Source organism: Tuberibacillus sp. Marseille-P3662, assembly GCF_900178005.1.
GTDB lineage: Bacteria > Bacillota > Bacilli > Bacillales > Sporolactobacillaceae > Marseille-P3662.
Genome location: NZ_FXBS01000003.1, coordinates 324,134 through 349,076 on the forward strand (window position 1 = coordinate 324,134; position 24,943 = coordinate 349,076).

General features: G+C 40.2%; 34 protein-coding genes. 25 read left to right on the forward strand and 9 right to left on the reverse strand.

Translation table 11 applies throughout. From position 1 onward, the window contains the following. The first annotated feature begins 25 nt into the window (after positions 1-25). The 14 genes from B9Y89_RS03165 to B9Y89_RS03225 all read left to right on the forward strand — a co-directional run bounded on the left by B9Y89_RS03165 (position 26) and on the right by B9Y89_RS03225 (position 10,833). Positions 26-2,140: a phage tail tape measure protein gene (locus B9Y89_RS03165; protein ID WP_085521428.1), complete on the forward strand. Its 2,115-nt coding sequence runs from the start codon at positions 26-28 to the stop codon at positions 2,138-2,140. Positions 2,141-2,144: 4 nt separating this feature from the next. Further along, positions 2,145-3,032, forward strand: coding sequence for a phage tail domain-containing protein (locus B9Y89_RS03170; RefSeq protein WP_085521430.1), 888 nt, complete (start codon positions 2,145-2,147; stop codon positions 3,030-3,032). Between the two features lie 11 nt (positions 3,033-3,043). Continuing rightward, positions 3,044-3,199: a hypothetical protein gene (locus B9Y89_RS18950; protein WP_176222086.1), complete on the forward strand. Its 156-nt coding sequence runs from the start codon at positions 3,044-3,046 to the stop codon at positions 3,197-3,199. Beyond that, positions 3,196-3,516, forward strand: coding sequence for a BppU family phage baseplate upper protein (locus B9Y89_RS03175; RefSeq protein ID WP_176222087.1), 321 nt, complete (start codon positions 3,196-3,198; stop codon positions 3,514-3,516). The genes B9Y89_RS18950 and B9Y89_RS03175 overlap by 4 nt, the downstream gene beginning before the upstream one ends. Positions 3,517-3,520: 4 nt before the next feature. Beyond that, on the forward strand, positions 3,521-4,036 hold the full coding sequence (locus B9Y89_RS03180) for a hypothetical protein (protein WP_085521434.1): 516 nt from the start codon (positions 3,521-3,523) through the stop codon (positions 4,034-4,036). Further along, positions 4,036-4,719, forward strand: coding sequence for a LamG-like jellyroll fold domain-containing protein (locus B9Y89_RS03185; RefSeq protein ID WP_085521436.1), 684 nt, complete (start codon positions 4,036-4,038; stop codon positions 4,717-4,719). The genes B9Y89_RS03180 and B9Y89_RS03185 overlap by 1 nt, the downstream gene beginning before the upstream one ends. Before the next feature lie 130 nt (positions 4,720-4,849). After that, positions 4,850-5,098, forward strand: a complete 249-nt coding sequence (locus tag B9Y89_RS03190) for a hypothetical protein (RefSeq protein ID WP_085521438.1) — start codon at positions 4,850-4,852, stop codon at positions 5,096-5,098. A gap of 103 nt (positions 5,099-5,201) precedes the next feature. Beyond that, a complete protein-coding gene (locus B9Y89_RS03195) occupies positions 5,202-5,426 on the forward strand; it encodes a hypothetical protein (protein WP_085521440.1) in 225 nt (74 codons plus the stop codon). A 68-nt stretch (positions 5,427-5,494) separates the two neighbouring features. Next, positions 5,495-6,523, forward strand: coding sequence for a glycosyl hydrolase family 28-related protein (locus tag B9Y89_RS03200; protein ID WP_085521442.1), 1,029 nt, complete (start codon positions 5,495-5,497; stop codon positions 6,521-6,523). A gap of 10 nt (positions 6,524-6,533) precedes the next feature. Continuing rightward, positions 6,534-8,369, forward strand: coding sequence for a phage tail spike protein (locus B9Y89_RS03205; RefSeq protein ID WP_085521444.1), 1,836 nt, complete (start codon positions 6,534-6,536; stop codon positions 8,367-8,369). Between the two features lie 75 nt (positions 8,370-8,444). After that, positions 8,445-9,206 carry a TlpA family protein disulfide reductase gene (locus tag B9Y89_RS03210; RefSeq protein WP_085521446.1) on the forward strand — a complete coding sequence of 254 codons (762 nt, stop codon included), beginning with the start codon at positions 8,445-8,447 and terminating at the stop codon, positions 9,204-9,206. Between the two features lie 73 nt (positions 9,207-9,279). Further along, positions 9,280-9,570, forward strand: coding sequence for a hemolysin XhlA family protein (locus tag B9Y89_RS03215; RefSeq protein ID WP_085521448.1), 291 nt, complete (start codon positions 9,280-9,282; stop codon positions 9,568-9,570). Between the two features lie 11 nt (positions 9,571-9,581). Then, positions 9,582-10,553, forward strand: a complete 972-nt coding sequence (locus tag B9Y89_RS19470) for a peptidoglycan-binding protein (protein WP_085521450.1) — start codon at positions 9,582-9,584, stop codon at positions 10,551-10,553. Position 10,554: 1 nt separating this feature from the next. Then, a complete protein-coding gene (locus tag B9Y89_RS03225; protein ID WP_085521452.1) occupies positions 10,555-10,833 on the forward strand; it encodes a holin in 279 nt (92 codons plus the stop codon). A 199-nt stretch (positions 10,834-11,032) separates the two neighbouring features. Here B9Y89_RS03225 and B9Y89_RS18955 read toward each other — a convergent pair whose 3' ends face one another. The 5 genes from B9Y89_RS18955 to B9Y89_RS03250 form a co-directional block, all read right to left on the reverse strand. Then, positions 11,033-11,518: a helix-turn-helix domain-containing protein gene (locus B9Y89_RS18955; RefSeq protein ID WP_085521454.1), complete on the reverse strand. Its 486-nt coding sequence runs from the start codon at positions 11,516-11,518 to the stop codon at positions 11,033-11,035. Next, positions 11,503-11,883, reverse strand: coding sequence for a hypothetical protein (locus B9Y89_RS03235; RefSeq protein ID WP_085521455.1), 381 nt, complete (start codon positions 11,881-11,883; stop codon positions 11,503-11,505). Before B9Y89_RS03235 ends, B9Y89_RS18955 begins: the two co-directional genes overlap by 16 nt. Positions 11,884-12,108: 225 nt before the next feature. Further along, on the reverse strand, positions 12,109-12,408 hold the full coding sequence (locus B9Y89_RS03240) for a hypothetical protein (protein WP_085521457.1): 300 nt from the start codon (positions 12,406-12,408) through the stop codon (positions 12,109-12,111). A 9-nt stretch (positions 12,409-12,417) separates the two neighbouring features. After that, positions 12,418-12,735, reverse strand: a complete 318-nt coding sequence (locus tag B9Y89_RS03245; RefSeq protein ID WP_085521459.1) for a hypothetical protein — start codon at positions 12,733-12,735, stop codon at positions 12,418-12,420. After that, positions 12,735-12,938: a helix-turn-helix transcriptional regulator gene (locus tag B9Y89_RS03250; protein ID WP_085521461.1), complete on the reverse strand. Its 204-nt coding sequence runs from the start codon at positions 12,936-12,938 to the stop codon at positions 12,735-12,737. Before B9Y89_RS03250 ends, B9Y89_RS03245 begins: the two co-directional genes overlap by 1 nt. Before the next feature lie 227 nt (positions 12,939-13,165). Between B9Y89_RS03250 and B9Y89_RS03255 the strand changes: the two genes are divergently transcribed. The 9 genes from B9Y89_RS03255 (at position 13,166) to B9Y89_RS03300 (ending at position 19,439) form a co-directional block, all read left to right on the forward strand. Then, positions 13,166-13,408, forward strand: coding sequence for a DUF7667 family protein (locus B9Y89_RS03255; protein WP_085521463.1), 243 nt, complete (start codon positions 13,166-13,168; stop codon positions 13,406-13,408). A 58-nt stretch (positions 13,409-13,466) separates the two neighbouring features. Beyond that, positions 13,467-13,673, forward strand: a complete 207-nt coding sequence (locus B9Y89_RS03260; protein ID WP_085521465.1) for a helix-turn-helix transcriptional regulator — start codon at positions 13,467-13,469, stop codon at positions 13,671-13,673. 309 nt (positions 13,674-13,982) lie between these two features. Further along, the gene (locus B9Y89_RS18690; protein WP_139822689.1) at positions 13,983-14,273 is read left to right on the forward strand and encodes a hypothetical protein; all 291 of its coding nucleotides are present in this window, start codon (positions 13,983-13,985) and stop codon (positions 14,271-14,273) included. A gap of 88 nt (positions 14,274-14,361) precedes the next feature. Further along, a complete protein-coding gene (locus B9Y89_RS03270) occupies positions 14,362-14,880 on the forward strand; it encodes a hypothetical protein (RefSeq protein WP_085521469.1) in 519 nt (172 codons plus the stop codon). Positions 14,881-15,866: 986 nt separating this feature from the next. Further along, positions 15,867-16,331, forward strand: coding sequence for an NUDIX hydrolase (locus tag B9Y89_RS03280; protein WP_085521473.1), 465 nt, complete (start codon positions 15,867-15,869; stop codon positions 16,329-16,331). 117 nt (positions 16,332-16,448) lie between these two features. Next, a complete protein-coding gene (locus B9Y89_RS03285) occupies positions 16,449-16,664 on the forward strand; it encodes a hypothetical protein (protein WP_085521475.1) in 216 nt (71 codons plus the stop codon). Between the two features lie 72 nt (positions 16,665-16,736). Continuing rightward, positions 16,737-17,936, forward strand: a complete 1,200-nt coding sequence (locus B9Y89_RS03290) for an IS110 family RNA-guided transposase (RefSeq protein ID WP_085521477.1) — start codon at positions 16,737-16,739, stop codon at positions 17,934-17,936. Positions 17,937-18,155: 219 nt separating this feature from the next. Next, positions 18,156-18,623: a GNAT family N-acetyltransferase gene (locus B9Y89_RS03295; protein WP_085521479.1), complete on the forward strand. Its 468-nt coding sequence runs from the start codon at positions 18,156-18,158 to the stop codon at positions 18,621-18,623. Positions 18,624-19,043: 420 nt separating this feature from the next. After that, positions 19,044-19,439, forward strand: a complete 396-nt coding sequence (locus B9Y89_RS03300; protein WP_085521481.1) for a hypothetical protein — start codon at positions 19,044-19,046, stop codon at positions 19,437-19,439. Between the two features lie 165 nt (positions 19,440-19,604). Here the strand turns inward: B9Y89_RS03300 and B9Y89_RS03305 are convergent, their stop codons facing one another. Next, complete coding sequence (locus tag B9Y89_RS03305; RefSeq protein WP_085521482.1) at positions 19,605-20,417, reverse strand: hypothetical protein; 813 nt, start codon at positions 20,415-20,417, stop codon at positions 19,605-19,607. A 201-nt stretch (positions 20,418-20,618) separates the two neighbouring features. Then, on the reverse strand, positions 20,619-20,966 hold the full coding sequence (locus B9Y89_RS03310; protein ID WP_085521484.1) for a winged helix-turn-helix transcriptional regulator: 348 nt from the start codon (positions 20,964-20,966) through the stop codon (positions 20,619-20,621). Between the two features lie 119 nt (positions 20,967-21,085). On the opposite strand from B9Y89_RS03310, the gene B9Y89_RS03315 reads away from it, so the two are divergent. Both B9Y89_RS03315 and B9Y89_RS03320 read left to right on the forward strand, forming a co-directional pair. Continuing rightward, a complete protein-coding gene (locus B9Y89_RS03315; protein WP_085521486.1) occupies positions 21,086-22,144 on the forward strand; it encodes an LLM class flavin-dependent oxidoreductase in 1,059 nt (352 codons plus the stop codon). Positions 22,145-22,155: 11 nt separating this feature from the next. Beyond that, on the forward strand, positions 22,156-22,722 hold the full coding sequence (locus B9Y89_RS03320; protein WP_085521488.1) for an NADPH-dependent FMN reductase: 567 nt from the start codon (positions 22,156-22,158) through the stop codon (positions 22,720-22,722). A 281-nt stretch (positions 22,723-23,003) separates the two neighbouring features. Here B9Y89_RS03320 and B9Y89_RS03325 read toward each other — a convergent pair whose 3' ends face one another. Both B9Y89_RS03325 and B9Y89_RS03330 read right to left on the reverse strand, forming a co-directional pair. Next, positions 23,004-24,038, reverse strand: coding sequence for a zinc-dependent alcohol dehydrogenase family protein (locus B9Y89_RS03325; protein WP_217807170.1), 1,035 nt, complete (start codon positions 24,036-24,038; stop codon positions 23,004-23,006). Positions 24,039-24,049: 11 nt separating this feature from the next. Further along, a complete protein-coding gene (locus tag B9Y89_RS03330) occupies positions 24,050-24,766 on the reverse strand; it encodes a metallophosphoesterase family protein (protein WP_085521490.1) in 717 nt (238 codons plus the stop codon). Between the last annotated feature and the right edge of the window lie 177 nt (positions 24,767-24,943).

The window sequence follows — 24,943 nt, forward strand, 5'->3', positions numbered from 1 at the left end:
GCTTTTTTTATACCTTTAAAGGTAGGTGATTAAAATAGCTAAACGAATAAAAGGTATTAGTATAGAAATCGATGGTTCAACCAAAGGTTTGGATAAAGCACTTAAGAGCGTCAATAAACGTTCTCGTGATCTTCAAGATGAACTTAAAGACGTTGAAAAGCTGCTCAAATTTAACCCAGGTAATACCGAACTATTGGAGCAACAGCAAAAGCTTTTAGGTGAACAAGTCGAAAATACATCGGACAAGCTTAAAAAATTGAAAGATGCTCAAAAAGACGTTCAACGGCAATTTGAAAATGGTGATATCGGCGTTGATCAATATAGAGCTTTTCAGCGTGAAGTAGCTGAAACAGAAAGCAAGCTGGAACACTTTGAAGATCAGTTGCAATCATCCCAAAGAAAAACCGATAAATTCAGTAAAAAGCTGGATGACGCCGGTGAGAAAATGAAGGGTTTCGGCAACAAAGCAAAAAGCGCCGGTAGCACCATGAGTGCTTCTTTCACTGCACCTATTATTGGTGGTATGTACGCCGTTACTGAAGGAACTGAAGACTTCCGTACAAGCTTATCCAAGTTAGAACAAAACGCGGAAAATGCCGGAATGAGTGCAGATGAAATTAGAGATTCGTTGATGGATTTATCTGCTGCATCAGACGGCACCGACGAAAGTGTTGAAGGACTTTCTAACCTGCTTGCGACCGGGTTTGATAAACAAGGCATGGCGCAAGCAGTCGATGCGTTGAGTGGTGCGGTATTAAAATTTCCGGAAACCTTAAAGTTTGAAAACTTAGCTGAGAGTCTGCAGGAGACGTTAGCAACAGGTGAAGCTACAGGTCAATTCGAGGAAATGCTAGGGCGTGTAGGGATCAATGCAGAAAAGTTTTCAAAGGGGCTAAAAGAAGCCAAAAAACAAGGTGACGAGCAAAACTACGTATTGAAAACATTAGCAAATAAAAATCTTTCTGAAGCCAATAAGAAATACAAAGAAAACAACGAGGAATTAGTTGAGTCTAAAAAAAGTGCAACAAAATTTATGTTGGCAATGGGTGACTTGGGTGATACTTTAACCCCTATTGTCACAAAAATAAATGAACAAATATCAAAATTGGTTGAATGGTTTAATGATTTAAGTCCGACTGCACAAAAGGTAGTCGGTGTCATCGCTGGAATAGTTGCTGTAGCTGGACCTTTGCTTGTTATTATCGGTTCCCTTGTCACGGTTTTCGGAGCTATAGCATCGGCGGTTGCTGCCATAGGTCTAGGTCCTTTAATCGGGATTATAGCTGGGGTTGTTGCAGGTATAGTCGGACTGGTGGCAGCTGGCATTAAATTGATAAATAACTGGGACACGGTTGTAGCCATGGGGAAACTCTTATGGAATTTGTTAGTACAAACGATTCAGACCATTTTGCTACAACTGGCAGCATTCTTGGTGAAAACATGGAACGGAATATTATCGACAATTAAAGTCGTTTGGAATCTTATTAAACTTTTTATAACGTCAGCATGGAATGGCATAAAAGATATGGCTTCGAGTATTTTCCCAGGCATCGCTATGATTCTTAGCAGTGTCTGGGATTCTATATGGGGGACAATAAAAAGCGTTTGGAATCACATAAAGTCATTCATTTCGGGGCTTTGGGACGGCATATCATCGACAGCATCAAGCGTATTTCATGGCATCAAAGACACCATCGAGGGTGTTTGGAACAGTATTTCAAGCACTACATCAAGCATTTGGGATGGCATTGTCGGTACGATTAAAGGCGCAATAAATGGTGTGATTGGTGCTATCAATGGCATGTTGAATGCGATTAGTAGTATCAGCATCGACCTTCCTTCTGTTCCTGAATGGGTTCCTGGTTTAGGGGGGTCCGGTGGTGGTTCGATTGATTTCCCTAACCTACCTAACATTCCTAAGCTTAAGCGAGGGACGAACTACGTTGAAGATGAAGGAATGGCTTATTTACACGAAGGTGAAGCAGTTGTTCCTAAAAAATATAACCCTGCTGCTGACGGTAGTAAAGGCGGCGTATATGAGTTTCATTTTGAAATACCACTCGATGGCGAAGTCATATCTAGGAAAACAGTAAGATATGACGCTGAACAACTAGAACAGATGCTCAAAGAACGAGGGTGATTGAATGAAAAACATCATTGGTGATAAAACATTTGATGAATTGGGACTCATACTTTCCCAAGACTATGAACACCCTGGTCCTGAAACGCGTGATGATACACTTGAAATACCAGGGATGCCAGGTGCATGGGATTTTGGTGCTGACTTGGGACCCCTTCCTTTCAATTTGCCTTGCAAATTATTAGATAAATCACCAAGCGGATTGAGAAAGGCTGTTCGCGCTGTCACAGCCCATTTATTTGATTCTGGCGGTAAACCCAAGACGCTCAAATTAACTTTGAGATATGAACCTGATAAGTTTTATTTCGTCCGTTATTCAGGGAACATGTCAACCGTATATACGACAATGAAATCGGGAGAATTCACGTTGCCATTAAAGGCTTATGATCCATATGCTTATGCAGAGATCACAGCATTTGACCCAGCGGGCACTTATGAATATGACACAGGTCTACAGTACGATTCAGGACTCATGTACGACAATCCGACATCTTTTGATTGGCTATACACAAAGCAGTATGTCGGTTTTCACAACTATGCTTACATGCGAACGCCTTTGCGATTGGTTATCAAAGGTAAGGTCATTAATCCTCGTATTACGAACCGAACAAACGGGGAGACGATGACAATAAACATCGCGACTGAATCAGATGACTTGCTCGTTGTCGATGCGAAAAGATATTACGTGGTGAAAAGCACACCGGAGTACGAACAGTATTTCATGTCAACAACATTTCCAGCTGAATTCATGAAGGAAACAGGCGCTGAAAACTATATGTTTAGCAAACTCGGTGACTTTGTTCATTTAGAACCGGGGAAAAACTCATTGATGTTTGAAGGTGGCATACCCGAGGCATCTGTTCAAATGATTTGGTATCACATGTTTATGTAGGAGGTGAGGTTGTGAATAAGGTTAGAATACTTAATGGCCATGATAATGTCATTGGAAAACCTAAAGCGGGTAACACCGTCACATTGTCTGCAATCCGTGTACACACAACAACCACATTCCTCTCTACAACCATGCCGACCGAAGAAACAAAGGTGGTGCAGGCGTGACATTTAAAATCAAACAAAATGACACAAAGATCGCTTTAAAAGCGGTACTAGAAAATGAATCGGGCGCTATTGATCTGACAGGTGCTACGGTTCGTTTTTTAATGTCTAATTACTCACGAAGTGAAAACATTATTGATGGATTGGGTGACATTAAAGACGCTGTTAATGGTGAGGTTTGGTATGTATTTAGCTATGATGAAACAGACCAAGCCGGAATATTTAAAGCTGAATTTGAAGCGACGTTCTCGGATGGGCGTATTGAAACGTTTCCGACAGAGGATTATTTAACAATAGAAATCATACAAGATTTGGGGTGATGGAATGCCGGATTTTAATACAGGACTTTTAGAATGGCTTGGTGGTAGATCGGGACCACAGTACAAAGTCAAAGGTCAAACAAAAATGAAGCCACACGAAGGCGACCATGCGCCATATCAGCAAATCGTCGACGACAAAGGCAATCCTATCAGTTCAACCGACCGTTTCCCGGTCGATTTACCGTCCAATCAAAAGGTTGTTCCTGCGGACGGCGGCGGGCAGAACTTGTTTAATGCCGACAACCCCGGTCGCGTGCAGGTTGATAACACAGTGTCTACTCGACTAACGGGGAGTATTGTTGAGGAAGCATGGGATGGTTCAACTAATGAAACTAAAACTTTTAATAAAGGTATGACAGGGTTTTCCTTGATCAATGATGGAAGTTCTAATGTGGTTGTAACTATAAACAACATTAAAATTACTACTAAACCGGGTGAAGTGTTTGAAGGACATTTCCATAAGTTTATGGAAGTCAATATAATAGCTTCAGATAAATACAGAGCGTTGGTGATGTCTTAATGGCATGGCATAAAAATGCAGCAGTCTTAGATGGTATTCTAAAAAATTACGGTAAATCTTTATACTTTGATGGTATAGACGATTATATAGATTTAGGGTCACCTAAAGAACTTTCTACAAAATATATAACCTTAGATGTTGAATTTGAGTTAGATGAATTAGTCATTGGAAGTCAAGATCCACATATTTTTAATCGGAAACATTCCCAACCGGCAACAGTAGGAATGTATTTTTCTACACAATCTAATGGCGACTTAACATTTCGCGTGAGACTGAGTGGGTCCATTGACAACCCAGATGATCTAGGTGTGACGCTAAACGAAAAAACAAAATACCGTGCAATTGCAACATATGACGGTGAAACGCAAAAATTATATATAGACGGTGAGTTAGTTGATTCTAATCAAGCGTCAGGGGAGATAGATACATCTAGTTTAGAACAAGTAACGATAGGGTGTCGCGCTGGATTTGTCGACCACTTTTGGAGTGGCGAGATTAATAATCTAAGGGTATATGACAGAGGTCTTTCTGATGAAGAAGTTCAAAATAATTTTAATGGTGACATTGTAAGCGACGGTATTGTTGGTTATTGGAAACTAAATGAAGGTTATGGCCAGATTTCCTATGACCGTTCCCCGAATGCAAATAACGGAATAATAAAAGGTGCAGCATGGAGTGATTAATGTTGTATAATAGTCACTACTCAACTAACGGGTGGCGATTGTTGAGTAACAAAACAAATTATAAAAATTTCAGATTTGGTCTAAAATCATCATCCCTTCTGCTATATTAGATGTAGAAGGGAGTGAAAAAATGGATATTAAATCAATTAATAAAGAACTACGATTGTTACTTTACGAACTTTTAAACAGCCAGCGAATTACTTGTCTAAAGCAGTTCGAAGAAGAGCTTAAAAATGAAGGCTATAAAGAAACGGAAATAAGAGCAACATTCAATTCACTAAAATCTAATAACATTATTTTGACGCACCCAACCTTTGAATATGCCGGTAAATTTCGAGATTTTACCGTCAACAATCTGTACAAATTAATAGAAAAATAAGAAGTCTGCACGAACAGTACAATGGCTTCCTCTACTAGCGTAACGATTTTAAAGGTTTTAGCCTCCTTTTGTCGAATTGATTCGATGGAAGGAGGTGTTAAAAATGACTGTTGGAGAAATTATTTCCTTGTTGGATACAGGGGAATTCAAAATTGAATTAGATTTCGATAATAAAGTAAAAGACGATATTGTTTTGTATGGCGCTGTAACTAAAAAAGGTGACAATTCTGGATTGGGAAGGCAAGAATTTGTTTTTAGGTCAGATAAAGAAAAAGAAGAGTTATTGGATGGAATTAAACAAAGTTTCATGAAACTGGCAACAGTTTAAATGAATAGCAAAACAAGAGTCAGCGCATAGCTGGCTCTTTTTTATGTCCTAAAGAAGGGGGCGAGAGAATGGCAACACAACCACAGGCTATAGGCGGCGACATCATATCGCAACTGCTGAATGACTGGATGTCGTATTTTGAATCAGAGAAAATCGGTTTAGAGAGACTTCCATATAAAGACGCAAAAGAAAATGGCGTGGTCGGTGATGGAAGCACAGATAACCTAGCGGCTGTAGAATCTGCGATTAGTCAAGCTATATCAGAAGGGCGAAAAAGCGTTTATTTACCACCCGGTACTTACTATATGTCCGGCATTCCGACAGACAAAGACAAGGTTTTCTTCATAGGCGACGATGCCAAATTCACGGGTTCATTCACAGCGAGAATTGCCCAAGTAGGAGACACAATAGACCATGGAGACGGGCAGACTCATATTGTCGCTGGTGCGATTCGTTATTATGCATCACTTGGACGTTGGGATTTGATTACTAACAATGACGGTGGGCATCATCCTCCGATCAATATAGCTAGTATTGATTCTAGCAACTCATCAAACTATATCAATATTAATTTTGACACGAGCGCTTGGGGGCTAGGTGATGATTCGGATGTTAACGTGTCATCGTTTGTAATCGCACCCGATGAAGATTTATCTCGATACGGGATCAGCTGTGGTGCATCTGTGAATTATCAAGGCGCAAGCGTTCGCCTTTGGGGCGGAGCTTATAGTGATTACATTTATTATGATGGATCGAATTGGGTTTCAAACAAAGGGCGATACTCCCTATCATGGCAAGGTGATCGTTTACTTTGTACTCGTACAGCGGACAATGGTAGGGCGATTGACAGCGGCACGTATCCACAATTAACCGCACGAGAAACAATGTTAATGCCTGTGCTTGGAAGTGTGAGCGCTGGCGGGGATACTGTCGAAGTCTTGTTCTATACAACTGCGGGCGATGTTGCGACAACGCCGAACGGAAATTTTAAATTCTTTATTACTGATCCGAGTATGAAAGGCGGTATCGAACCTAACGATATCCCGGATGGACTGGGTAATCTTTGGTTTATCGGCGTTATGAAATCGAAGCAATAGGGGTGATTGAATGAACCTAACAACAGTCTATGACAAGGATATGAACGTACAGGCCTATTTGGAGAACGCCCATGCCATCGACATCAAAACACCGAGCAACGCACTCTGGAAAGCGGGGTTCACATTGCCATTCGATGATCCCAAGAATGATTGGTGTCAACCGTTTTATAGAGTGCGACTTTATAAAAACAACAAAGAAGTGGGCTTGTTCCAGATTGTCCAGGAAACAACAACGAAAAAGAACGGTCAAAAGTTAAAATCTTACAAGTTAGAACATGTCCTAGCAACACTACTCGACAGTGCAATTGACGGGTATAAGCAAAAAAACAACCGTTCAACAAGCTACAACATTGAATATTTGCTCTCATTTCAGAATGAGAAAAACTGGGTACTCGGTCAATGCGACTTTGAGTACCTTTTTTCATACAAATATGAGAATGTGAATGGCGTGTACAATGCGCTCATGAGTCTAACAGATCAATTCCCAGAGCCATTCCATTGGACGTGGGACACATCGGTCTATCCTTGGAAGTTGAACCTTGTACGGGCGTCCACAGAACCACAAGCACGCATCAAACATCGTCATAATTTACAAAGTATTGAACGGGATATGGATCCACGGGATATCATCACGCGGATCATTCCAAAAGGTTATGGTGAAGGCGTTAACCAGTTAACTATTGAATCAGTTAATAACGGACAAGCATACATTGATGCTGAACCGGAATTGATTGAGAAATTTGGATTGAAAACATACATCATGGTGGATCGTTCGATTGAGGATCCTAATGCTTTGTACAATGTCGCTAAAAAGATGTTAGATGAATACAAAATCCCTCCTGTTTCATACAAGGTTGGTGCTGCTGATGTGTCGCCTATCACCGACTCACCGATTGATGAGTTTGAAGAAGGAATCATTGTTGAGGTCGATGATGAAGATTTCGGTGTGTTCCAGGCTAGGATTGTTGATATTGATAGATCAGACGTCACAGGCAAACCGTGGGACGCCAATCTGGAAATTGCACGCAAGACCAAAAGCATCACTGACAGTCAGAATGAAATGAGGGACAGACAGCGGATTAATGAGGTGATTTCACAGGGCGCTACTAATATTGACACACACCCATTCGCTGACAACTGTGACCCTGATCATCCGGCTGTTATGAACTTTGAATTCCCGGAAGAATTTGTTCATTTGAACAAGGCTTATCTTAATTTTAAGGTGGAGCCGTTTCGTATGTACAGCAGGGCAACGGCTGGCGGCGGTGCTACTACACGAACAACAAGTGCGGGCGGTTCGGTTGAAACAACGACAAGCGCGGGCGGATATGTTTCAAAATCTACCGCCAATGGCGGCGGTACGACTGAAACAACGGGATATTATTGTGGTGAAATCGATGCTTGTATAACGGGGACAAGTGATCAAATCGGTGAAGGTACAAGTCATTTTCACTCATTACCGGGTCAACTTTTAAATCACAGTCACGAGTTGTCGATCCCAGACCATTCCCATAGTTTTAATGTTCCTTCTCATACACACGATGTTTCGATTGATCCACATACGCATCAAATCGAATTACCTGATCACACCCATAAAATTGAGCCAGGTATTTGGGAGGGAACAAGGGCATCAAGTATCGAGGTTATAGTCGACGGTCAATCTATCGGCACATTTGGACAAGAAATAAACAAACTGAATCTCATACCTTATTTAGACAAAGATAATGGCGGCCGTGTCACCCGAAGCCGTCACACCGTCGAATTGAAACCTGACAAGCTCAGTCGAATCACAACTAGTGTTGTTCGTCAGTTTTTTATCCAATCTCACGAAGGAGGAACATATTAATTTTTCACTTCATGTTTTTAAATTTTGTGTCATAGTTTATAATGATTAATAACAAAAACATGGAAGTGATGAAAAGTGAAATTTAATAAACAAAATATAATCTTAACCGCTACACTTTTAATAATTACTGTTGCGGCTGTCACATGGGTTTCCGCGCATGGTCATGATAAAGGGTCATTCGAATCATTAACAGTTGATGTGAAATCAACAGACGATGTGAAAAAGAAAGCACAGGATGTTTTATCGGATGAATTCGAAGAAAACGAAAATTTATCAAGGGTTGAATTGGTACTACAGCGTCCTAACAAAACAAAAACAGTCATGAAGATAAATCGCGATAAATTCCAAAAATTTTTAAGTGAAGGTAATGGACTAGAGGATTACTTAACCGATTATTACACTTTGCCCGGAGAATCCAAAACGACATCTGGAACCCCTTATAAAAATGACTTCGACCTTAAAAATTTAAAAGGTGAAAAAGTGAGTCTATCTGATTATAAAAGCGAAAAGGTTTTATTGAATTTTTGGGCGACCTGGTGCCATTATTGCAGACAAGAAATGTCGACACTGAATAAATTTTATAATCAAAATGACGTAAATATTGTTAGTGTTAATATTGGGGAATCCAAAGAAACTGTTGAAGGATTTAAACAAAAAACTGACTTTGATTTTATTACGTTGTTAGATAAGAAAGCTGATGTATCGGAAAGTTTTAATGTTCACGTGCTGCCGACATCGATATTAATAGATAAGAATGGTAAGGTTTTAAAAAGGCATCAAGGCCCATTCATGAAACTAGATGATATTAATAATTTTATGAAGGACAAAAGCTCCTAACGGGGCTTATTTTTATGTCAAAAAGCATCCTCGAAAGAGGGTGCTTTTCTTATGCTTTGAAAGGGGGCCGACAATGGAAGATGTGAAGGACATGGATATGCTCGAGCATTCTGTTCAACAAAACTCTGAAAATATTTCAGATCTAAAAGAAAGCGACAAGCAACTAGACAAACGAATCACAGCACTTGAGACAAATGACAAACTTCAAGACAGGAATATTCAAACGCTTGAAACAAGCTTAGGTAAAATCCAGGACGATACTACGTGGCTACGCCGTACCATTACCAGGGCTTTGATAACAGCTGGTTTCGGAGCGGCTTTTTCATTAGTCGGTGGATTAATTTTGTATTTTTTAACCAAATAGGAGTGATTCAAATGACAGTATCAGTAGAAACGTTGATTGACCGTAGTGTCCGAAACATGGGCGATGTTCACCCATTAGTTGAGAAAAAAACTAAGGAGGTGATTCGGCAAGCGTACAATGAAGGCATCTATGTTCAAATCTCGTCCGGTTTCCGTTCGTTTGACGAGCAGGCCGAACTATACGCACAAGGTCGGACAACAGGCGGCAATGTCGTCACCAATGCCGAACCCGGCGAATCGGTACACAACTACGGTTTTGCCGTTGATTACTTTCTAACGTCTGACTATGGCAACAAAGCGTTATGGAGTGTTAATGACGACTGGTGCCGTGTTGCTGAAATCGCGAAAAGCCTTGGCTTTGAATGGGGTGGTGATTGGACAAGCTTCAAAGACTATCCACACTTGCAGTTAACAGAAGGGTTAACATGGCAGGATCTACAGGCAGGACGCCGTCCTTCTTTTTGCGATGATGGAAATGTCGAACCTGTGAGTGACAATAACAATCTTTTGGAAAATGGTGACCAAAGCAGCGATGTCAAAGTATTTCAAGGTTCATTGGAGAAATTAGGCTATGAACTCGGCCCCGTCGATGGCATATACGGACCGAAAACTGAAGCAGCAGTCAAACGATTCCAGGGTGATCATGACTTAGCCGTTGACGGTATCATTGGCCCGAATACAAAAGCGGCGATCCATGAAGCGTTGAACAAAACAGAATACCCACTTCCTGATGGTGTTTGGAACACAGACGACAATGGCTATCACAAGGAAGTTGAACAGATTCAGCGTGCATTGTGCGCTGTTTATTTTTATCCAAATAAAGGCGCTAAAAACAACGGCGTTGATGGTTACTACGGACCGAACACACAAGATGCTGTTCGACGTTTCCAGTCTGTTTACATCCCACATGAAATCGACGGAGTGTACGGTCCAACGACACGCAAACATCTAAAACAAGTATTAAAAGAGAAAGGAAAGATGTAAAATGAACGAAATCCTAACGTTTGCAACAATCATTTTGCCAATCGTAACTGCTGTCACGGAGTTAATCAAAAGAACAGTATCTGTGCCAAAAAATCTTGTGCCTCTTATTGCCTTGGTAGCTGGCCTTGCGATTGGGTATGCTGCAACACCTATGACTGATGTTGACTGGGTTCTGCGTCTTTGGGGCGGTGGCATCGCTGGTTTGTCGTCTACCGGCCTGTATGAAATTGCGCTCAAGAAACGACAAGGTAAGACTAAACAAAACAAAAAATCAGCGTAATTTTAAGCCCGCTCTCCAAAATTGGAGGGTGGGCTTTTTTATTTTGACAAATTATATTTTCTTTTGTAAGATGATTTTAAAGTTAGTTTTCGGCAAAAAACTATATCTGAATGACGCAGGATATAAAGGTTAATTTATTGTATTACACTTTAACCAACTTTATCTGAACGGAGAGGGAAGAGGGCTGATAGCCCTCTTTTTATATTTCTAACAACTCATCAATATCAACGTTTACATTTTGAGCAACCAAATCCTGCTCTAATTTTTCTTTTGCGAATTCCGTGTATGTTTCGTTGAATATAGCGTTCCTACCTAGCTTTGATGACTCAAAATCCACCGTAACTTGTATACCCTCATCGTCTTGATCGGTGAATTCTACAAAATATGTTCCTGCATCAATCCCCATATCCTCATCAGCTTGAACCTCAATTTCTTGCTCACCCGCATCGACCAAATCCATTATTTTCATTTTGATATCCTCCTTTGATTCTCCAAATACTTCACGCATTACTTCATCTGTTACCAACCAAACCTTGCCGGATTGCCGAACACCATTGCCGATGTAGTTTTTTAATTTTCCACGGTTGCAAGACTGCCTAACAGAACCGTTGTATTGTCCCCACTTCTCATCAGCTTCGCCGGAAGCGTATACTGACGAGAGTGGGTTTGCTACTTTTTTTCGCAAGCATCCTCAAATTTTTCTTTGAAGTCGTCAAAATCCTCGACGTATCCATATCCTTTCACCCACGCTAAATCAAAGCTTTCAATTTCATCTAACGAATACATGCCTTTTGTACCGATCGCGTCAGCGCTACTGTGAAAGGTGCGTACTGTGTTGATGTCTCCGTAAGAACTTGATACACGAGCATAAACATAGAACCTTTGGCCATCACGTTTCCACTCAGCACCTTCCGAAACTAGACCGTCAATCGGATTAATGTTCGCTTTAAGATCTTCAAGTGTTTTTGATGTCCGAAAGACCTGTTCCTCCCTAGCATATTCGCCCATATCAACAACCATCCGATACTGATTTAACAATTGTACATTCATTATGAATCACCCTCCGGCGTTTGTTTTATTAACACGTTTGCGTGTTGTTAATACTTATTATACACGTTTTCGTGTAGATGTAAACCCTTTTTTGAAATTCTCTTCGGATTTTTTCACACAAAAATATCCCGGCCGCGGACGTGTGGGCCAGGATTTAAACTAATATATGGGAATAACTTAATATTACTGTTTTATGTTCAGTCACGCAATAACTTTCAGAAATTTTTACACGGTCAATTTCTCAATGTATTCACGTACCCAATTCCTCAGATGAACGTTCGACAACTCGTGATCATCGTCCGTCATCCTTTTCCACATTATCCGGAAAACCGTGTAGTCATCCAACATCGATTCTTTATTTAGTCTTTCAACCCTTAGGTCATTCTCACGCATTTTTTGCTTAGTTTCCTTTAAATCATCCCATATAGCCTGATTATGGACGCCTTTCCTTTCCAAAGTTTCTTTTGCAGCAGACACAACGATGTATTTGTTTTTGAGTTCTAGCAGTTCAGTCGGTAGGATCATAAATCCACATCACGCACTAATTTCATTTTGGCTTTTCTTCGATTTAGACGTACCTGCATCAACCATATAGAATATACCAGTTAAAAGATGCATGAGCCAGCCAACGAATGGGATAAACCCAACCAGTGAAGCTACAATACCTAAAATGGACGGGTGTTTCTGTTGTTCCTCTTTGACGCTAAAAACCAATATGACGATATGAAAAGCCAACATTAGCACTAAGGGTGTAAACAATGTTGAAAATAAAAACATATAAGCCAAAAACGGAATAGCAAACAATATTTCCAAGCTTCCAGCAATCCATTTCAATATTCGCGTTTTCCCCATTATTCATTCTCCTTTATCCATATTTCATTAATCTTCATATCGAGTTCCTCACAAATCCGGTATACGTTTTCGAATTTAGGTAGTGATTTACCTGTTACAAACGAGCTTATAGCATGCTGACTAACGTTGATTCTTTTAGCGAACTCACCTTGACTGATCCCTCTCTCCCAAAGAATAATCTTCAAACGGCACTTGAATTTCATGATTGTCCACCTCCCATATATGAATAATATCATATAAAATTTGAAGTGTACACGCAATATTTGAATATAATATACATAAATATTTATTAGACACCATGAAAGGAGGCATCAGCATGAAATCAAAAATAAAAAACAGCATAGCTTTTCTGCTGTTTGTAACGGCTATCGTTTTAGAGTTTTACGCACTTTATCTTTGGCTCACCATGATTTAAACAGGAGGGATTTGTATGCATCCACTTTATCAGCGCATGGCGGAATTGTACTTTAAAAAGCGGTTTGCCGGCGGGATTACGGAAGAGGAAGAAAAGGAACTGGAATTGACTGTGGAAGCACACACACGAAAGGCAATGAAGCTTGGCCGGCTCTACAACCTCTCGTATGTGGCCTACACTACTGAAGATTATGACTGGCTTCACGAGATATGCGCGGAAATCGATGCTATCAAAGAAGAATTGTTCGACTACATGTGACAAAAGTATTTAAAGGGTTCGACACTGACGTCAGAGAAACATTGATTGAGGTGTCGATATGGAAAATAATTTAAACGAATTTATGGATGGTCGTCCCAAGACATGGTTAGCGGATCAAACAGGAATCAAACGAACCACTTTAAACAATTATTTTAAAGGGATTCCACCGAGGCTGGACAATGCTTATATTATTGCTGACGTCTTTAACAAATCGGTATATGATATATGGCCACATTTAAAAGCTGATGACATTCATAAGTCATAAGTGACACTTAGACGTCATACGTTGTATCAACAACAAAAGGAGTTGATATGATGTATCGTCCGACTGTGCGCTATCATGACGTCTATCGCGAATATATTAATGAGGTTTTCCGAGTGACGTCCCTCGATCGGAACCAGATCATTCGATTAGCGTTGTTTACGGCTGCTGAATGTGATGAATTCCAAAGTGTTCTGAAGCCGTACAAAACAAAAGACGTCCCTCTCCCTTCGCCCAATTGGGAAGTATCCGACAACCGGATGTGGCTGGAACAAAACCCAACGATCAGGGAAGAAGGGAGGGACGTCAATCATGATGAGTTACAGACAAAAAGAGCAAATGAAACAACTGCTCGACAATCAGCAACCAACACAAAAACGAGCGTTCACCGAAAGGCCACGGGACGATCAGGGGAAGTTCACAACCAAAAACGAATCCCTGTCTCAGGAAACGGTATCAAGTTCACTCTTTAATGATGACCCACATTGGCAATGGGTGAAAACAAGTGAGCGAACATATGAACTGAAATGGCGGTTGACGTCATCGGAACAAGACGTCATGATATTGACGGCTATATTTGGAGTTGCGGCTATTATTTTTTGAATGTGACCTAATTGACTAATGAACAATTTTCCAGTACGGTTGATTTGGATATAAAGTTTATGGGGGTACCAAAGGTGGAGGGGATGAAATGAGAAAAAATCAAGCAAGCGTAAAGAAAACACTTAAAATTGTATGGGGAATTGCTGGAGGGGCGTTTGCTCTTTTGATTCTGGTTTCCGTAATAGTAAGCATCGGTAAACCCTTAACAGAACCTGATAATAAAATTGAAGCAATTGTCAACGATGAAATAGGAAAAAAAGCAGAAGACGAAAAACCAACTTACCGCAAACATGAAAAACAAGATGGAATGACTACAATTTTCTTGAACGGTGAGTACGGATGGGACGACAAAGGCACTAGACTAGGAATGATTGATGATACCAAGAAACTTATTCCAAAGATTTTTGACGAAATTGATAATAATAAAATCAAGATAGTATGGTATTTACTTCTGCAGGATCAAAAAGGGAATGAATCCGACAATCAGGTCATAAGAATGATGTTTACGAGAAAAAATTCAAAATCCATCAATTGGGATAATGTGCTGAATGAAGATATACCTAAAGTCGCTGATTCTTATTGGGAACATCCTGCTATGCAAAAATAACCCGGTCAAAATGGCCGGGATTTTTATTACCGTTTTAAATGCATACAGATTACATTGAATGAACTTTTTGCATTGATTTTGCATTAATGGTTTATATACCAGTATAAAACACTGTCATAACAGTGAATTAACACATATATTCTCGCTCCCACCGTCTCCATTCTAAAAATCTAAAACCATCCGGGGCTAAGTTCAAAAACGTTGTCATATCAATGTTTTTGAGCTTTTTTATTTCCGCTCATATCCGAGATTATCCCACACCTCTGGGAAAGTTTTTTCCGCAAATTCCACGGCTCTTCTAATATCCCCATCATTATGATCCGGACCTTTCTCACCCTTACGGTAAAGATCGTACCATAGTACGCTTAATCTCTTCAAAACTTACGTTGACAAACCCCTGCCTGTTCGCAACCTTAACATCCCAAATATCCTGCTTGACGGTTGGATCCGTATCAGGTGATAATTCATCTTCTCTAATTCTGCCTGAACCTTTTCCAAAGCGCGGTCAATGATTTTTTCATATGTTAATGAGAGATGAAAGTTCTTGCTGTAATGATGCGTAAATGGCTCTTTGTCTTTCATCAACATTGCGCAACGGGCAACTATGTATTCACGGGCAAGCGCCTTATCTTTGTCAGTTAGGTTGCCGGTCATCATTTTTTAACATCACTCAAATTAAAAATTCGATAAAGGATTTGCGATTAATTAGGCGAAATGTTTTATTGAAGTGATACCATGACTCATCATCTTTTTACGTATTTATAAAGTTTCTAAGAGGAACTATTCGGGAATTGGGCCAGATTGTGGAATAAGGGAAGGAGTTAATAGAACATTAATCGAAACCTAAAGTTATTCCATTGAAGGGCAGTAATTTTGAAGAAGGACATATAAAATAATTAGTAGGCAGTAGAATGATATACCCCTAAAATACCCATCAATTTATCCCACTATTTAAGTATAGAAATATTAAAGGAGCAATAACTATTATGGCAAAAACGTCAGGCTGTTTTACTATTGTTATCAATAAAGAAGGGCGTATATTGTTAGCCAAGAGAAAGGATTATCCTTTATGGGATTTACCCGGGGGAACATTGGAAGAAAAAGAATCATTAAAATATTGTGCTATAAGAGAAGCGGAAGAGGAAACAGGATATATGATTTCAATCACGCGGAAAATAGGGGAATATTATCAACCCCAATACGATGATATGCAGCATCTATTTTTGGGGGAATTAAAAGGTGGTTCGCCAATTAAGGAAGGGCCTGAAACGGAAAAGGTAGATTGGTTTCGCCCTAATAAATTACCTTTGCTTATGATTCCTAATAGAAAAAGGCAAATTAAAAATTACTTTAGACATAAAGACATAATTGTAAAAGATTCAATAACAGTTTCTCATTTTAGAATCCTATTATATAGGGGATTTTTAAAAAGTTTAAGCAAAATACTGTGATGTTTTCTGTTGAACTAGTGGCTGGTTACTCCTAAATAAGCACGTGCGACAAGTGCTTATGTCGCATGGGTCTGTATGAGAAAAAGAGTCTTCGAAACAAAGGGGATCTTATTCCAGGTGTTTATACACGGTGTTCCGCTAAAGGGCGCTTCGTATTATGAGGTCAATCAGAATTTATTTCTGATTGACCATTTTAATGGTTTAATAGGGGTAGCCGGAGGAGAACGAACGGGCGCGTGGGACTTGATTGATCCCGTCCAGAAAACTGTTCCCCCTCTACTTACAGAAACATGGGTGAGGCTGGTTGGGACATTTTCAGATGATCTCGTATAACAAGCGAAGATATGACACTGTAGGAGAGATAGAGGTTACCGGTAAATATTCTGAAAGGGAAGTGATCGACGTATGAATCCTGTTATAGGTCTGGATGTGGCAAAGGAAGAAAGCCAGGTCCAAGCCTATTTACGAAGAAAGAAACCCTACAAAAAGAGCTTCAAGTTTAAGCACAACATTCAAGGATTGGAAAAGTTTTATACCTTCTATCAGGAAGTTGAGCAAGCAAGTGGTAAGTATCCGACCGTCATCCTGGAGTCAACCGGACATTATCATGAACCGGTGGTTCAGTTTCTGGAACGAAACCAAATGGTTTATTTTCTTGTCAACCCGATTGTCTCCTTTGGGGCTAAGCAAACGGGCATGAGAAAGGTCAAAACAGATGCGGTAGATGCTGCTCACTTATGCGAGTTGTACTATAAGGAAGATTTGGTGCCTTTTCGGAAAAAGAGCGTTCAGATTTTAAATCTGCGCCACTTAACAAGGCAACATGATGCGCTCACTGATTCTTATGTAGAAGTCAAGCTGAAATTCCAAACGGTGCTGGATCAACTATTCCCTGAATACAAAAAAGTATTTGGATCGATTTATTCAACAGTCTCACTGCAACAGCTTCTGGACTTTCCTACACCGGCAACCGTGTTAGCTGCAGACATTGATGAATTAGCCAAGGGCATTAAAGCCCATTGCCATACGCGATCCTATACATGGGCTGTGCAAAAGGCAGAACAATTACAAGAAGCAGCTCTTCGGGATCCATTCCAGCAAGCGCTCTATCAAAGTCCTGTCATTAGTCTAAAAATGTACATTAAACTGCTGCTTGAATACCAAGAACACCTATCCACCTTGAAAGAGGAGATAGATGCTCAGGCAAAAGAAGTGGATGACTATGATTTGATTCGATCCATTCCAGGCATCGGAGACAAGATTGCAGCCACAATTTTGTCTGAGATCGGGGGAATTGATCGATTTCATCATCCGAAGAAGTTAGTTGCTTTTTCAGGGATTGACCCCAGGGTCCATGAATCAGGAAAATTCAAAGCTACGCAAAACCGCATGACCAAACGCGGTTCCAGTAAGCTGCGTCAAGCCTTGTATACTGCTGTATTATGCGGCTTGCGTAAATCTCGAAATACAAAGCTCATCGCTTTCTATCAAAACAAGCGAGACGAGGGCAAACCCCATAAAGTCGTGATGGGAGCCTGTATGAATAAACTGATTCATTGGATTTTTTACATGCTTAAGCGAAAAGAAGCCTTTGTAGAGGCCTAAAGAGTCATGAAAACGAATATTTCCAACGCCTTCCAAATTGGAGGGCTATTTGTCGTTCCTTATTTTATTGTATCATGTTCTTAAGAACTTTTTTAGCCTTAAGGGTTGACCTCTTATTAGCTGGTATTCTCTATAAGAATAGCGCCAATATCGTGTATAAGGGCCAGTTAATCGAATAAATATTCATCCTATTGTGTAAATGAAAAAGGAAGGATTTTAATGAAAACAAAACTAGCAGATAGATCTGATGCAGCTTTAATACACGACTTAATGATTAAGGCATTTGTAGAATATAATGACGCGGAACCTCCATCAAGTGCTTTAGAAGAAACAGTGGAATCAATAGCAACCGCCTTAAAAGATGATGAACAATCTTTAATTAGTTATGTTGATGGTGAGGCAGTTGGTATGGTTCGTTTTCGCCTGAAGGAAAACGCTGTTTATTTTTATAGACTATCTGTTATTCCAGAAAAACAGGGGCAAGGTATCGCGAAAAAAATATTAAGGTCATTGGAAGATTATGCAAAGCAAAACAGTATACCTACAATGCTATGCAAAGTCCGTATGAATGTATCCAAGAATATAAAGTTATATAGTTCAATGGGTTATAGCATTTATGATGAAGAGGTGATAAATAAACCGAATGGTACAAGTATAAAAGTTGTTTCAATGGTGAAACAGCTGTAGTACGATATTCAGTAAAAAGGTGCCTATTTGGAATAAGGATTTGCTTCCCATCTTGCGTAATGGGTCAGTACCACCCATTCTTTATATTGGATTGGACTCGATTTTCACATCAGATTATTTTACAATTAGAACCAATGGTGAGGTTTATTGCTAAAAGGAAAGGAAAATAGCTTCATTTTTATTTGTTGGGGCATTTTTATCTGCCGCAGTTGGAGCACATGCGGCGAGTCATGCTCCAGATTATACGGATAAAGTTTTCCATTTTGAATTTTCAAATCTTCATGAAGATGAATATACACCCGGTGAAAGAAAAGGGTCAGCATCATCTATGTACTTTAACAATACATCATCCCAAACGTTAAAAGTTGTTCCGCAGGCAGAACGGGGATATAATTACCCTAGGAGATTTAGAACTGTCATTTGGTAACAACCTCCCCGAAAATAATAGGAACGAGGAATCAATCAAATGGAAAAAAGGCAGTTTATAAACTGCCAATTAAAATAACCAAAAAAATTGATGCCCCTCTTAAATCAGAGAATAAATTTGCTGTTTATGAAAAATATAAAGATTATATAAACCTACCACTTGTGGATTACCATGGCCAGTTGAATAATGAGGGGGCCTTTTCTTCCATAAGTGCACTTAAAAAAGATGAAAGTGTAAGTTTGACAGTATCTACTGATTTTGTAGTGGGTGATTTGTATTACTATTATGATGATTTTAATATAGAAAAGCCTGCGTACATAGTCATAGTTGGTCCAAAAAGTACAAAAGGTATTCCGCTTTACTATTACAAATTACAAAAGAAATCATAGTTGTTTCTTAATAATAGAAAATACCTATAATAGTAAGCTAATCAGATAAAAGTATTCTAAAAGCCGCTTCCTTCCATTAAAAAGTGTCGGGTACCAATATATTTTGCGTAAATTTGAAGCATATCCTCGCCGTCGTGGCAAGAATATGCTTCATTAATGATGGCATTATTGACGCTTTCGAAGCTCGTCGAAGGCATTTTTTCCGCTATTGGCACCTCGGCTCCCTTCTGCCGCCTGTACTGTACTTTGCACTACATAGGCGCCAACGGCATCCTCTAATGTGTAATCACCTGGAATTGTTCCTTCATAGTAAGCTCGCAAAGTTGTGTCATTCACAACTTCCACGCGTGAGGAACCCGCAGAAGGAATGGTACTATTTTGCTTTGCCTGTGGAAAGTACAAACGCAATCCGCTTGAATTCTGGATAATGTCATCATCCGTCAGTGCCTCGTCAAATTCGAATACAAAGGCGTTCCCGTCTAAGGTTGCACTCACAAGGTCAGGATTCTCCGTCTTTCCCTCGTTGTTGATTGTCACGGCTTGATTGATGTTCAGAGGATTGTCAGGACTTGTGTTGCTGCTATCCGAATTTACCGCTTTAGAACCGACATATCCACGTGCGTAATTTTCTGGATTCAATTCACCACGAAAGAGAACGGTGACGGTTTTATCTCCTTCCTTGTCATTTTCGGGTTTCACATCAGTCGTGCCATTCAGGACATCTCCTCCATTCAATGGAATGAGATGAAAGCTTGAGCGATCTCCCCCGTTTAAGAATGCTGCTTGATCAAAGGTAAAATCAACCGCTGTTGTCGGCTGATTTTGATTGATAGGTGGACCCATTCGGAAATGATCAACCTTTAGTAAGTCAGGGGCTTCGGTTGTTTCCTTTGATGATTGCCCCGAACAGCCTGCTAGAACGGTGATCACCATTAATGCTGCAAAAATTTTTTTGAGTAAAGAACTAATAGGACGCAAGTTTTCTCTCAACCTCCTTAGTGATTATGCTGGTGACACAATTGTGAGAGGTTTATTTCACTGCCTTCTCCAATCATTCAAACTTATCCTATGATTTTCAATTGCTTGACGTACAGCCTTGAATTGAATTTGGACACTTGTTGATAACGAGCTTATACTACAAAAGTGAACAAAAAAACGCTTGTTTTTAACAAGCGTTTTTTATATGCTTTCTTTATTCAATTTTTCCTGCTTGTGCAACATATGCTTGGTTCCCCACTCATGCATCGCTTCTAAAATGGGTTCCAAGCTCCTGCCATATTCCGAAATAGAATACTCGACCTTGGGAGGCACCTGCGGATATACAACCCGTTCAATAATGTCTTCATCCTCCAGTTCTCGCAATTGCTTTGTTAACATCCTCTGCGTGATTCCGGGCATGCTACGTTTGAGTTCGCTAAAACGTTTGGTCCCTTCCTGCAACAAATGGAGTAAAATAATCGGTTTCCATTTACCAACTAAAATACCTAAAGCATTCTCTACACGGCAATCTTCCGGTACTTTTGTCATTGTATCTCTCCCTAAGTATCATTTTGTATACTATACCACTTATATGTGCGTACTTATATTATTTATTATAATCATCTATAATAACCTTGTGAAGGGTTCATTGAAAGGTGGAATAAATAATGGAGAAATATAGAATCGATCCTAGTAAAGGGCTGGAATTTGGTATTTACACACTTGGTGACCACTTACCGAATCCTTTAACAGGAGAGAGAATTTCTGCAGAACAACGCATTCATGAAATCATAGAATATGCTAAGCTGGCTGAGCAAGCAGGTGTTGATTTTTTCAGTGTCGGTGAAAGTCATCAGGAATATTTTGCAACACAAGCGCACGCGGTTGTTCTCTCAGCGATTGCTCAGGCGACCGAAAAAATGAAAATCGGAAGCTCCTCAACCATTATCAGCACGTCGGATCCGGTGCGTGTGTATGAGAATTTTGCCACAGCTGATTTAATTTCGAAGGGTCGTGCCGAGATTGTTGCTGGTCGTGCATCAAGAATAGGGCTCTTTGATTTATTAGGCTATAATTTTCGTGATTATGAAGAGTTATATGAGGAAAAGTTTGATCTGTTATTGAAATTGAATAAAGAGGAGGTTGTTAATTGGAGTGGAGATTACCGTGCTCCATTAAACAATGCGAAGGTGCTTCCACGTCCTCAAAATGGCTCAATGCCGATTTGGCGTGCGGTGGGTGGTACGCCTGCTAGCGCGATTAAAGCCGGTTATGCAGGTGTTCCGATGTTTCAAGCCCATTTAGGTGGGCCAGCGAGTGTTTTTAAGCGGACGATTGATGCTTATCGTGAAGCGGCAAGTCAGAGCGGCTTTGACCCATCGGAGCTTCCCGTTGCAACGGCCGGCTTTTTCTATGCCGCTGATACAACGCAACAGGCTCTAAAAGAGTATTACCCTCACATTAATGAGGGAATGAAGAAAACGAATGGACAAGGCTTTCCGAAGCAGCACTTTGCACAAGGCGCAGATCCACATAATATCATGAATGTTGGTAGTCCGCAGCAAATCATTGAAAAAATTCTCTATCAACATGAAATGTTTGGTCATCAGCGATATATTGCACAAATTGATTTTGGCGGTGTGCCATTTGATCAATTAAGGAAAAATATTGAGCTGATCGGTACAGAAATCATACCTGCTATAAAAAAACATACGGCCAAAAACTAGGAGGCATTGAAATGAAGGTTGTCGCTTTAGCCGGTTCCATAGTTGGTTCAAAAACAAGAACGGCTATGAATGATACAGTAAAGAGACTCACTGAAAAATATCCGGATACAGACGTCACATTAATTGATTTAGCTGAATATGATGTTCAGTTTAGTGATGGGCGAAACTACATGGAATATGAAGGTGATACAAAATATGTGGCCCAAACCATAATGGATGCAGATGCCATTATTATTGGAACACCCATTTTTCAGGCGTCGATACCAGCTACATTAAAGAATATATTTGATTTGCTTCCTGTGAGCGCTTTTCGGGATAAGGTTGTCAGTATGCTCGTGACAGCCGGTTCACCTAAGCACTACTTAATCGCGGATCAACAATTAAGACCTGTTCTGACTTATATGAAAGCACAAGTTGTTCAGTCGTATGTGTTTATCGAAGAAAAAGACTTTTATCGGAAAGACATTATCAATGATGATGTATTATTCCGAATCGATCGTTTGGTTGAAGATACAGTTATATTAACGGAAACCTATACGAACATTCGTGAAGCCAAAGAAGCGGAATATGATTTTTAATAGATATATGAATCGTGTTATGTAAAAAACGAGTCTGGAACAAAAGTATATAGTCACAGAATCATCCGAACTGGTTTATTAATCAGTTCGGATGATTTGTTTACACTTAAAGAAAGTATAAAAACTTTCTTCAAACAAGGATGTTCGGCTCGTGCTCCTCCCGCAGGCGTCTACGTATTTTGACGACGCTTAGAACTTGCTTTCATATCTCATTGTTCGGCTTACTGAGTATCCTGTTTTAGATTTGTCCCAGCCTTGTTGGTTTTATAGAGTCGTTGCTCTTATTGATGTGAAATAACAATTTTGCCGAAAAATGTTTGGCTTTCCAGATATTCATAGGCTTTTTTTGCTTCTTCAAACGGAAAGACGCTGTCAACAACGGGGGCTAACGCCTTGTCTTCAATAACCCTGTTCATAGCTTCAAAGTCACTGCGACTGCCTACACCAATGGTCCGGGTCGAGGCTTTTCCAAACAAGTCAAAATAGCCGATTTTATCACCGGTTTTAGTGAGCACACCTATAAGCGCAAGTTCATTCCCAGGGGCTATGGCTTGAAGAGATTGGTGGATCGTCGCTGGACCACCAACTTCGACGACACGATTGACGCCGCGTCCGTCTGTGAGGTCCTTAGCCACTTCACCCCAGTTTGGCGTTGTCTTATAATTAATGACTTTTTCCGCACCCAATGCCTTTAGTTTTTCTGCCTTCCTGTCACTCGAGGTCGTGGCAATGACATTCAAGCCAAGCAATTTGGCGAGTTGGATCGCGAAAACAGAGACCCCGCCGCTTCCTAGTGTTAAGACCGTATCACCAGCTGATAGGGGCTGAGGACCATGAAGGGCGTTCCAAGCGGTTACGGCCGCACATGGTAAAGTCGCTGCTTGTTCATAGGTGAGGTGGGATGGTATCGAAACGAGAAGTTCAGGATTCAATACTTTATACTCGGTCAACCAACCATCACTATGAGAGCCATAAGGTTCTATATAATCCGGTCGCTTGCCACCGAACCATTCCCGGGTAAAATTACCTGCAACACGGTCGCCTACTTGAAAACGTCGAACCCCTTCACCGACAGCAACGATTTCCCCAGCCCCATCGGATAATGGGATGAGATTGTTGTGTATCTCTCCTGGATAGTCGCCGTAGATCATGGCAAGGTCACGGTAATTCAATGCTGAGGCTTTAACACGAACAAGCACTTCTCCCCGTTGAACAGATGGGATATCCTCAGTCACTAAGTTTAAGTTGTCAATACTGCCCGTATCTTTAAGTCGATATGATCGCATGGTTTTATTTGAGTTTTGATCAGCTGTCATAATCATCCTCCTTAAATCTTGGCATTTTTGAGCACGTTGATCATAAAATCCTTATTAGGATAGTTAGATTCATTAAATTGACCGATGACTTTGTCAACATCATAATCAACTTTAACAATGCTTGTTTGACATTGATCGGCATTTGTTTCTAGAAGTGCATAGGATGCTTTTTGAATGCCGTCAAAGGGTAGCCCGACGCTGCCTAAGTTCACGATGGATTGGCCTTCGATATAGCGGATAAACGCTTTGTGAATATGACCGTAAAGGTGAATGTCAGACTTATCATCCATCATTTTTTCTCTAAACACCTGTTCAGATTCATGTGGCTGAATCATTTCAAATAAATCATCTGGTGTAGCATGAAAAGCAGCTATCTTAATATCATCTGCTGTCATTGAAAAATGATGGGGTAAATGATTCAAATAGTGAATATCATCTTGATCTAGCAATGAATAGGCCCAATCTCTTTCCTTTGTCATGATCTCGAAAGCTTGATCTGGCACTTCACCGGTGTTGATGCCTCTGACGACCCAAGCATCGGCATTGCCTTTGATGACATCTGTATGTAATGAGCGGACAATATCTATAGATTCCTTTGGTTGTGGGCCTCTGAAACAAATGTCGCCTAAGACCACGATTTTATCAACCTGTTTTTGTCTTAAATCATTGAGCACAGCTTTAAGTGCAACGGCATTGCCATGAATGTCTGAAATAAAGCCAATTTTCAAGGTAGTACCCTCCCTTTTTAATAGCTTTAAAGTCATGTTAACACAATGATATAGTGACCGTCAGATTTCGGATTCACGTGAAGGCGTCCTAATATGTTAAACTATAAATAGAAGCAAACAAGTTGTTGATGAAAGTTGCATATAAATAATTGTCTAAATTTCAAAAATAGGAGCAGT

What these genes read in the sequence shown, in the direction of transcription:
- B9Y89_RS03170 (WP_085521430.1), top strand. Translation starts at nt 2,145, where the DNA reads ATGAAAAACATCATTGGTGATAAAACATTTGATGAATTGGGACTCATA.
- B9Y89_RS03180 (WP_085521434.1), top strand. Translation starts at nt 3,521, where the DNA reads ATGCCGGATTTTAATACAGGACTTTTAGAATGGCTTGGTGGTAGATCG.
- B9Y89_RS03185 (WP_085521436.1), top strand. Translation starts at nt 4,036, where the DNA reads ATGGCATGGCATAAAAATGCAGCAGTCTTAGATGGTATTCTAAAAAAT.
- B9Y89_RS03190 (WP_085521438.1), top strand. Translation starts at nt 4,850, where the DNA reads ATGGATATTAAATCAATTAATAAAGAACTACGATTGTTACTTTACGAA.
- B9Y89_RS03195 (WP_085521440.1), top strand. Translation starts at nt 5,202, where the DNA reads ATGACTGTTGGAGAAATTATTTCCTTGTTGGATACAGGGGAATTCAAA.
- B9Y89_RS03200 (WP_085521442.1), top strand. Translation starts at nt 5,495, where the DNA reads ATGGCAACACAACCACAGGCTATAGGCGGCGACATCATATCGCAACTG.
- B9Y89_RS03205 (WP_085521444.1), top strand. Translation starts at nt 6,534, where the DNA reads ATGAACCTAACAACAGTCTATGACAAGGATATGAACGTACAGGCCTAT.
- B9Y89_RS03215 (WP_085521448.1), top strand. Translation starts at nt 9,280, where the DNA reads ATGGAAGATGTGAAGGACATGGATATGCTCGAGCATTCTGTTCAACAA.
- B9Y89_RS19470 (WP_085521450.1), top strand. Translation starts at nt 9,582, where the DNA reads ATGACAGTATCAGTAGAAACGTTGATTGACCGTAGTGTCCGAAACATG.
- B9Y89_RS03225 (WP_085521452.1), top strand. Translation starts at nt 10,555, where the DNA reads ATGAACGAAATCCTAACGTTTGCAACAATCATTTTGCCAATCGTAACT.
- B9Y89_RS03235 (WP_085521455.1), bottom strand. Translation starts at nt 11,883, where the DNA reads ATGAATGTACAATTGTTAAATCAGTATCGGATGGTTGTTGATATGGGC.
- B9Y89_RS03240 (WP_085521457.1), bottom strand. Translation starts at nt 12,408, where the DNA reads ATGATCCTACCGACTGAACTGCTAGAACTCAAAAACAAATACATCGTT.
- B9Y89_RS03245 (WP_085521459.1), bottom strand. Translation starts at nt 12,735, where the DNA reads ATGGGGAAAACGCGAATATTGAAATGGATTGCTGGAAGCTTGGAAATA.
- B9Y89_RS03250 (WP_085521461.1), bottom strand. Translation starts at nt 12,938, where the DNA reads ATGAAATTCAAGTGCCGTTTGAAGATTATTCTTTGGGAGAGAGGGATC.
- B9Y89_RS03255 (WP_085521463.1), top strand. Translation starts at nt 13,166, where the DNA reads ATGCATCCACTTTATCAGCGCATGGCGGAATTGTACTTTAAAAAGCGG.
- B9Y89_RS03260 (WP_085521465.1), top strand. Translation starts at nt 13,467, where the DNA reads ATGGAAAATAATTTAAACGAATTTATGGATGGTCGTCCCAAGACATGG.
- B9Y89_RS18690 (WP_139822689.1), top strand. Translation starts at nt 13,983, where the DNA reads ATGATGAGTTACAGACAAAAAGAGCAAATGAAACAACTGCTCGACAAT.
- B9Y89_RS03270 (WP_085521469.1), top strand. Translation starts at nt 14,362, where the DNA reads ATGAGAAAAAATCAAGCAAGCGTAAAGAAAACACTTAAAATTGTATGG.
- B9Y89_RS03280 (WP_085521473.1), top strand. Translation starts at nt 15,867, where the DNA reads ATGGCAAAAACGTCAGGCTGTTTTACTATTGTTATCAATAAAGAAGGG.
- B9Y89_RS03290 (WP_085521477.1), top strand. Translation starts at nt 16,737, where the DNA reads ATGAATCCTGTTATAGGTCTGGATGTGGCAAAGGAAGAAAGCCAGGTC.
- B9Y89_RS03295 (WP_085521479.1), top strand. Translation starts at nt 18,156, where the DNA reads ATGAAAACAAAACTAGCAGATAGATCTGATGCAGCTTTAATACACGAC.
- B9Y89_RS03310 (WP_085521484.1), bottom strand. Translation starts at nt 20,966, where the DNA reads ATGACAAAAGTACCGGAAGATTGCCGTGTAGAGAATGCTTTAGGTATT.
- B9Y89_RS03315 (WP_085521486.1), top strand. Translation starts at nt 21,086, where the DNA reads ATGGAGAAATATAGAATCGATCCTAGTAAAGGGCTGGAATTTGGTATT.
- B9Y89_RS03320 (WP_085521488.1), top strand. Translation starts at nt 22,156, where the DNA reads ATGAAGGTTGTCGCTTTAGCCGGTTCCATAGTTGGTTCAAAAACAAGA.
- B9Y89_RS03325 (WP_217807170.1), bottom strand. Translation starts at nt 24,038, where the DNA reads ATGACAGCTGATCAAAACTCAAATAAAACCATGCGATCATATCGACTT.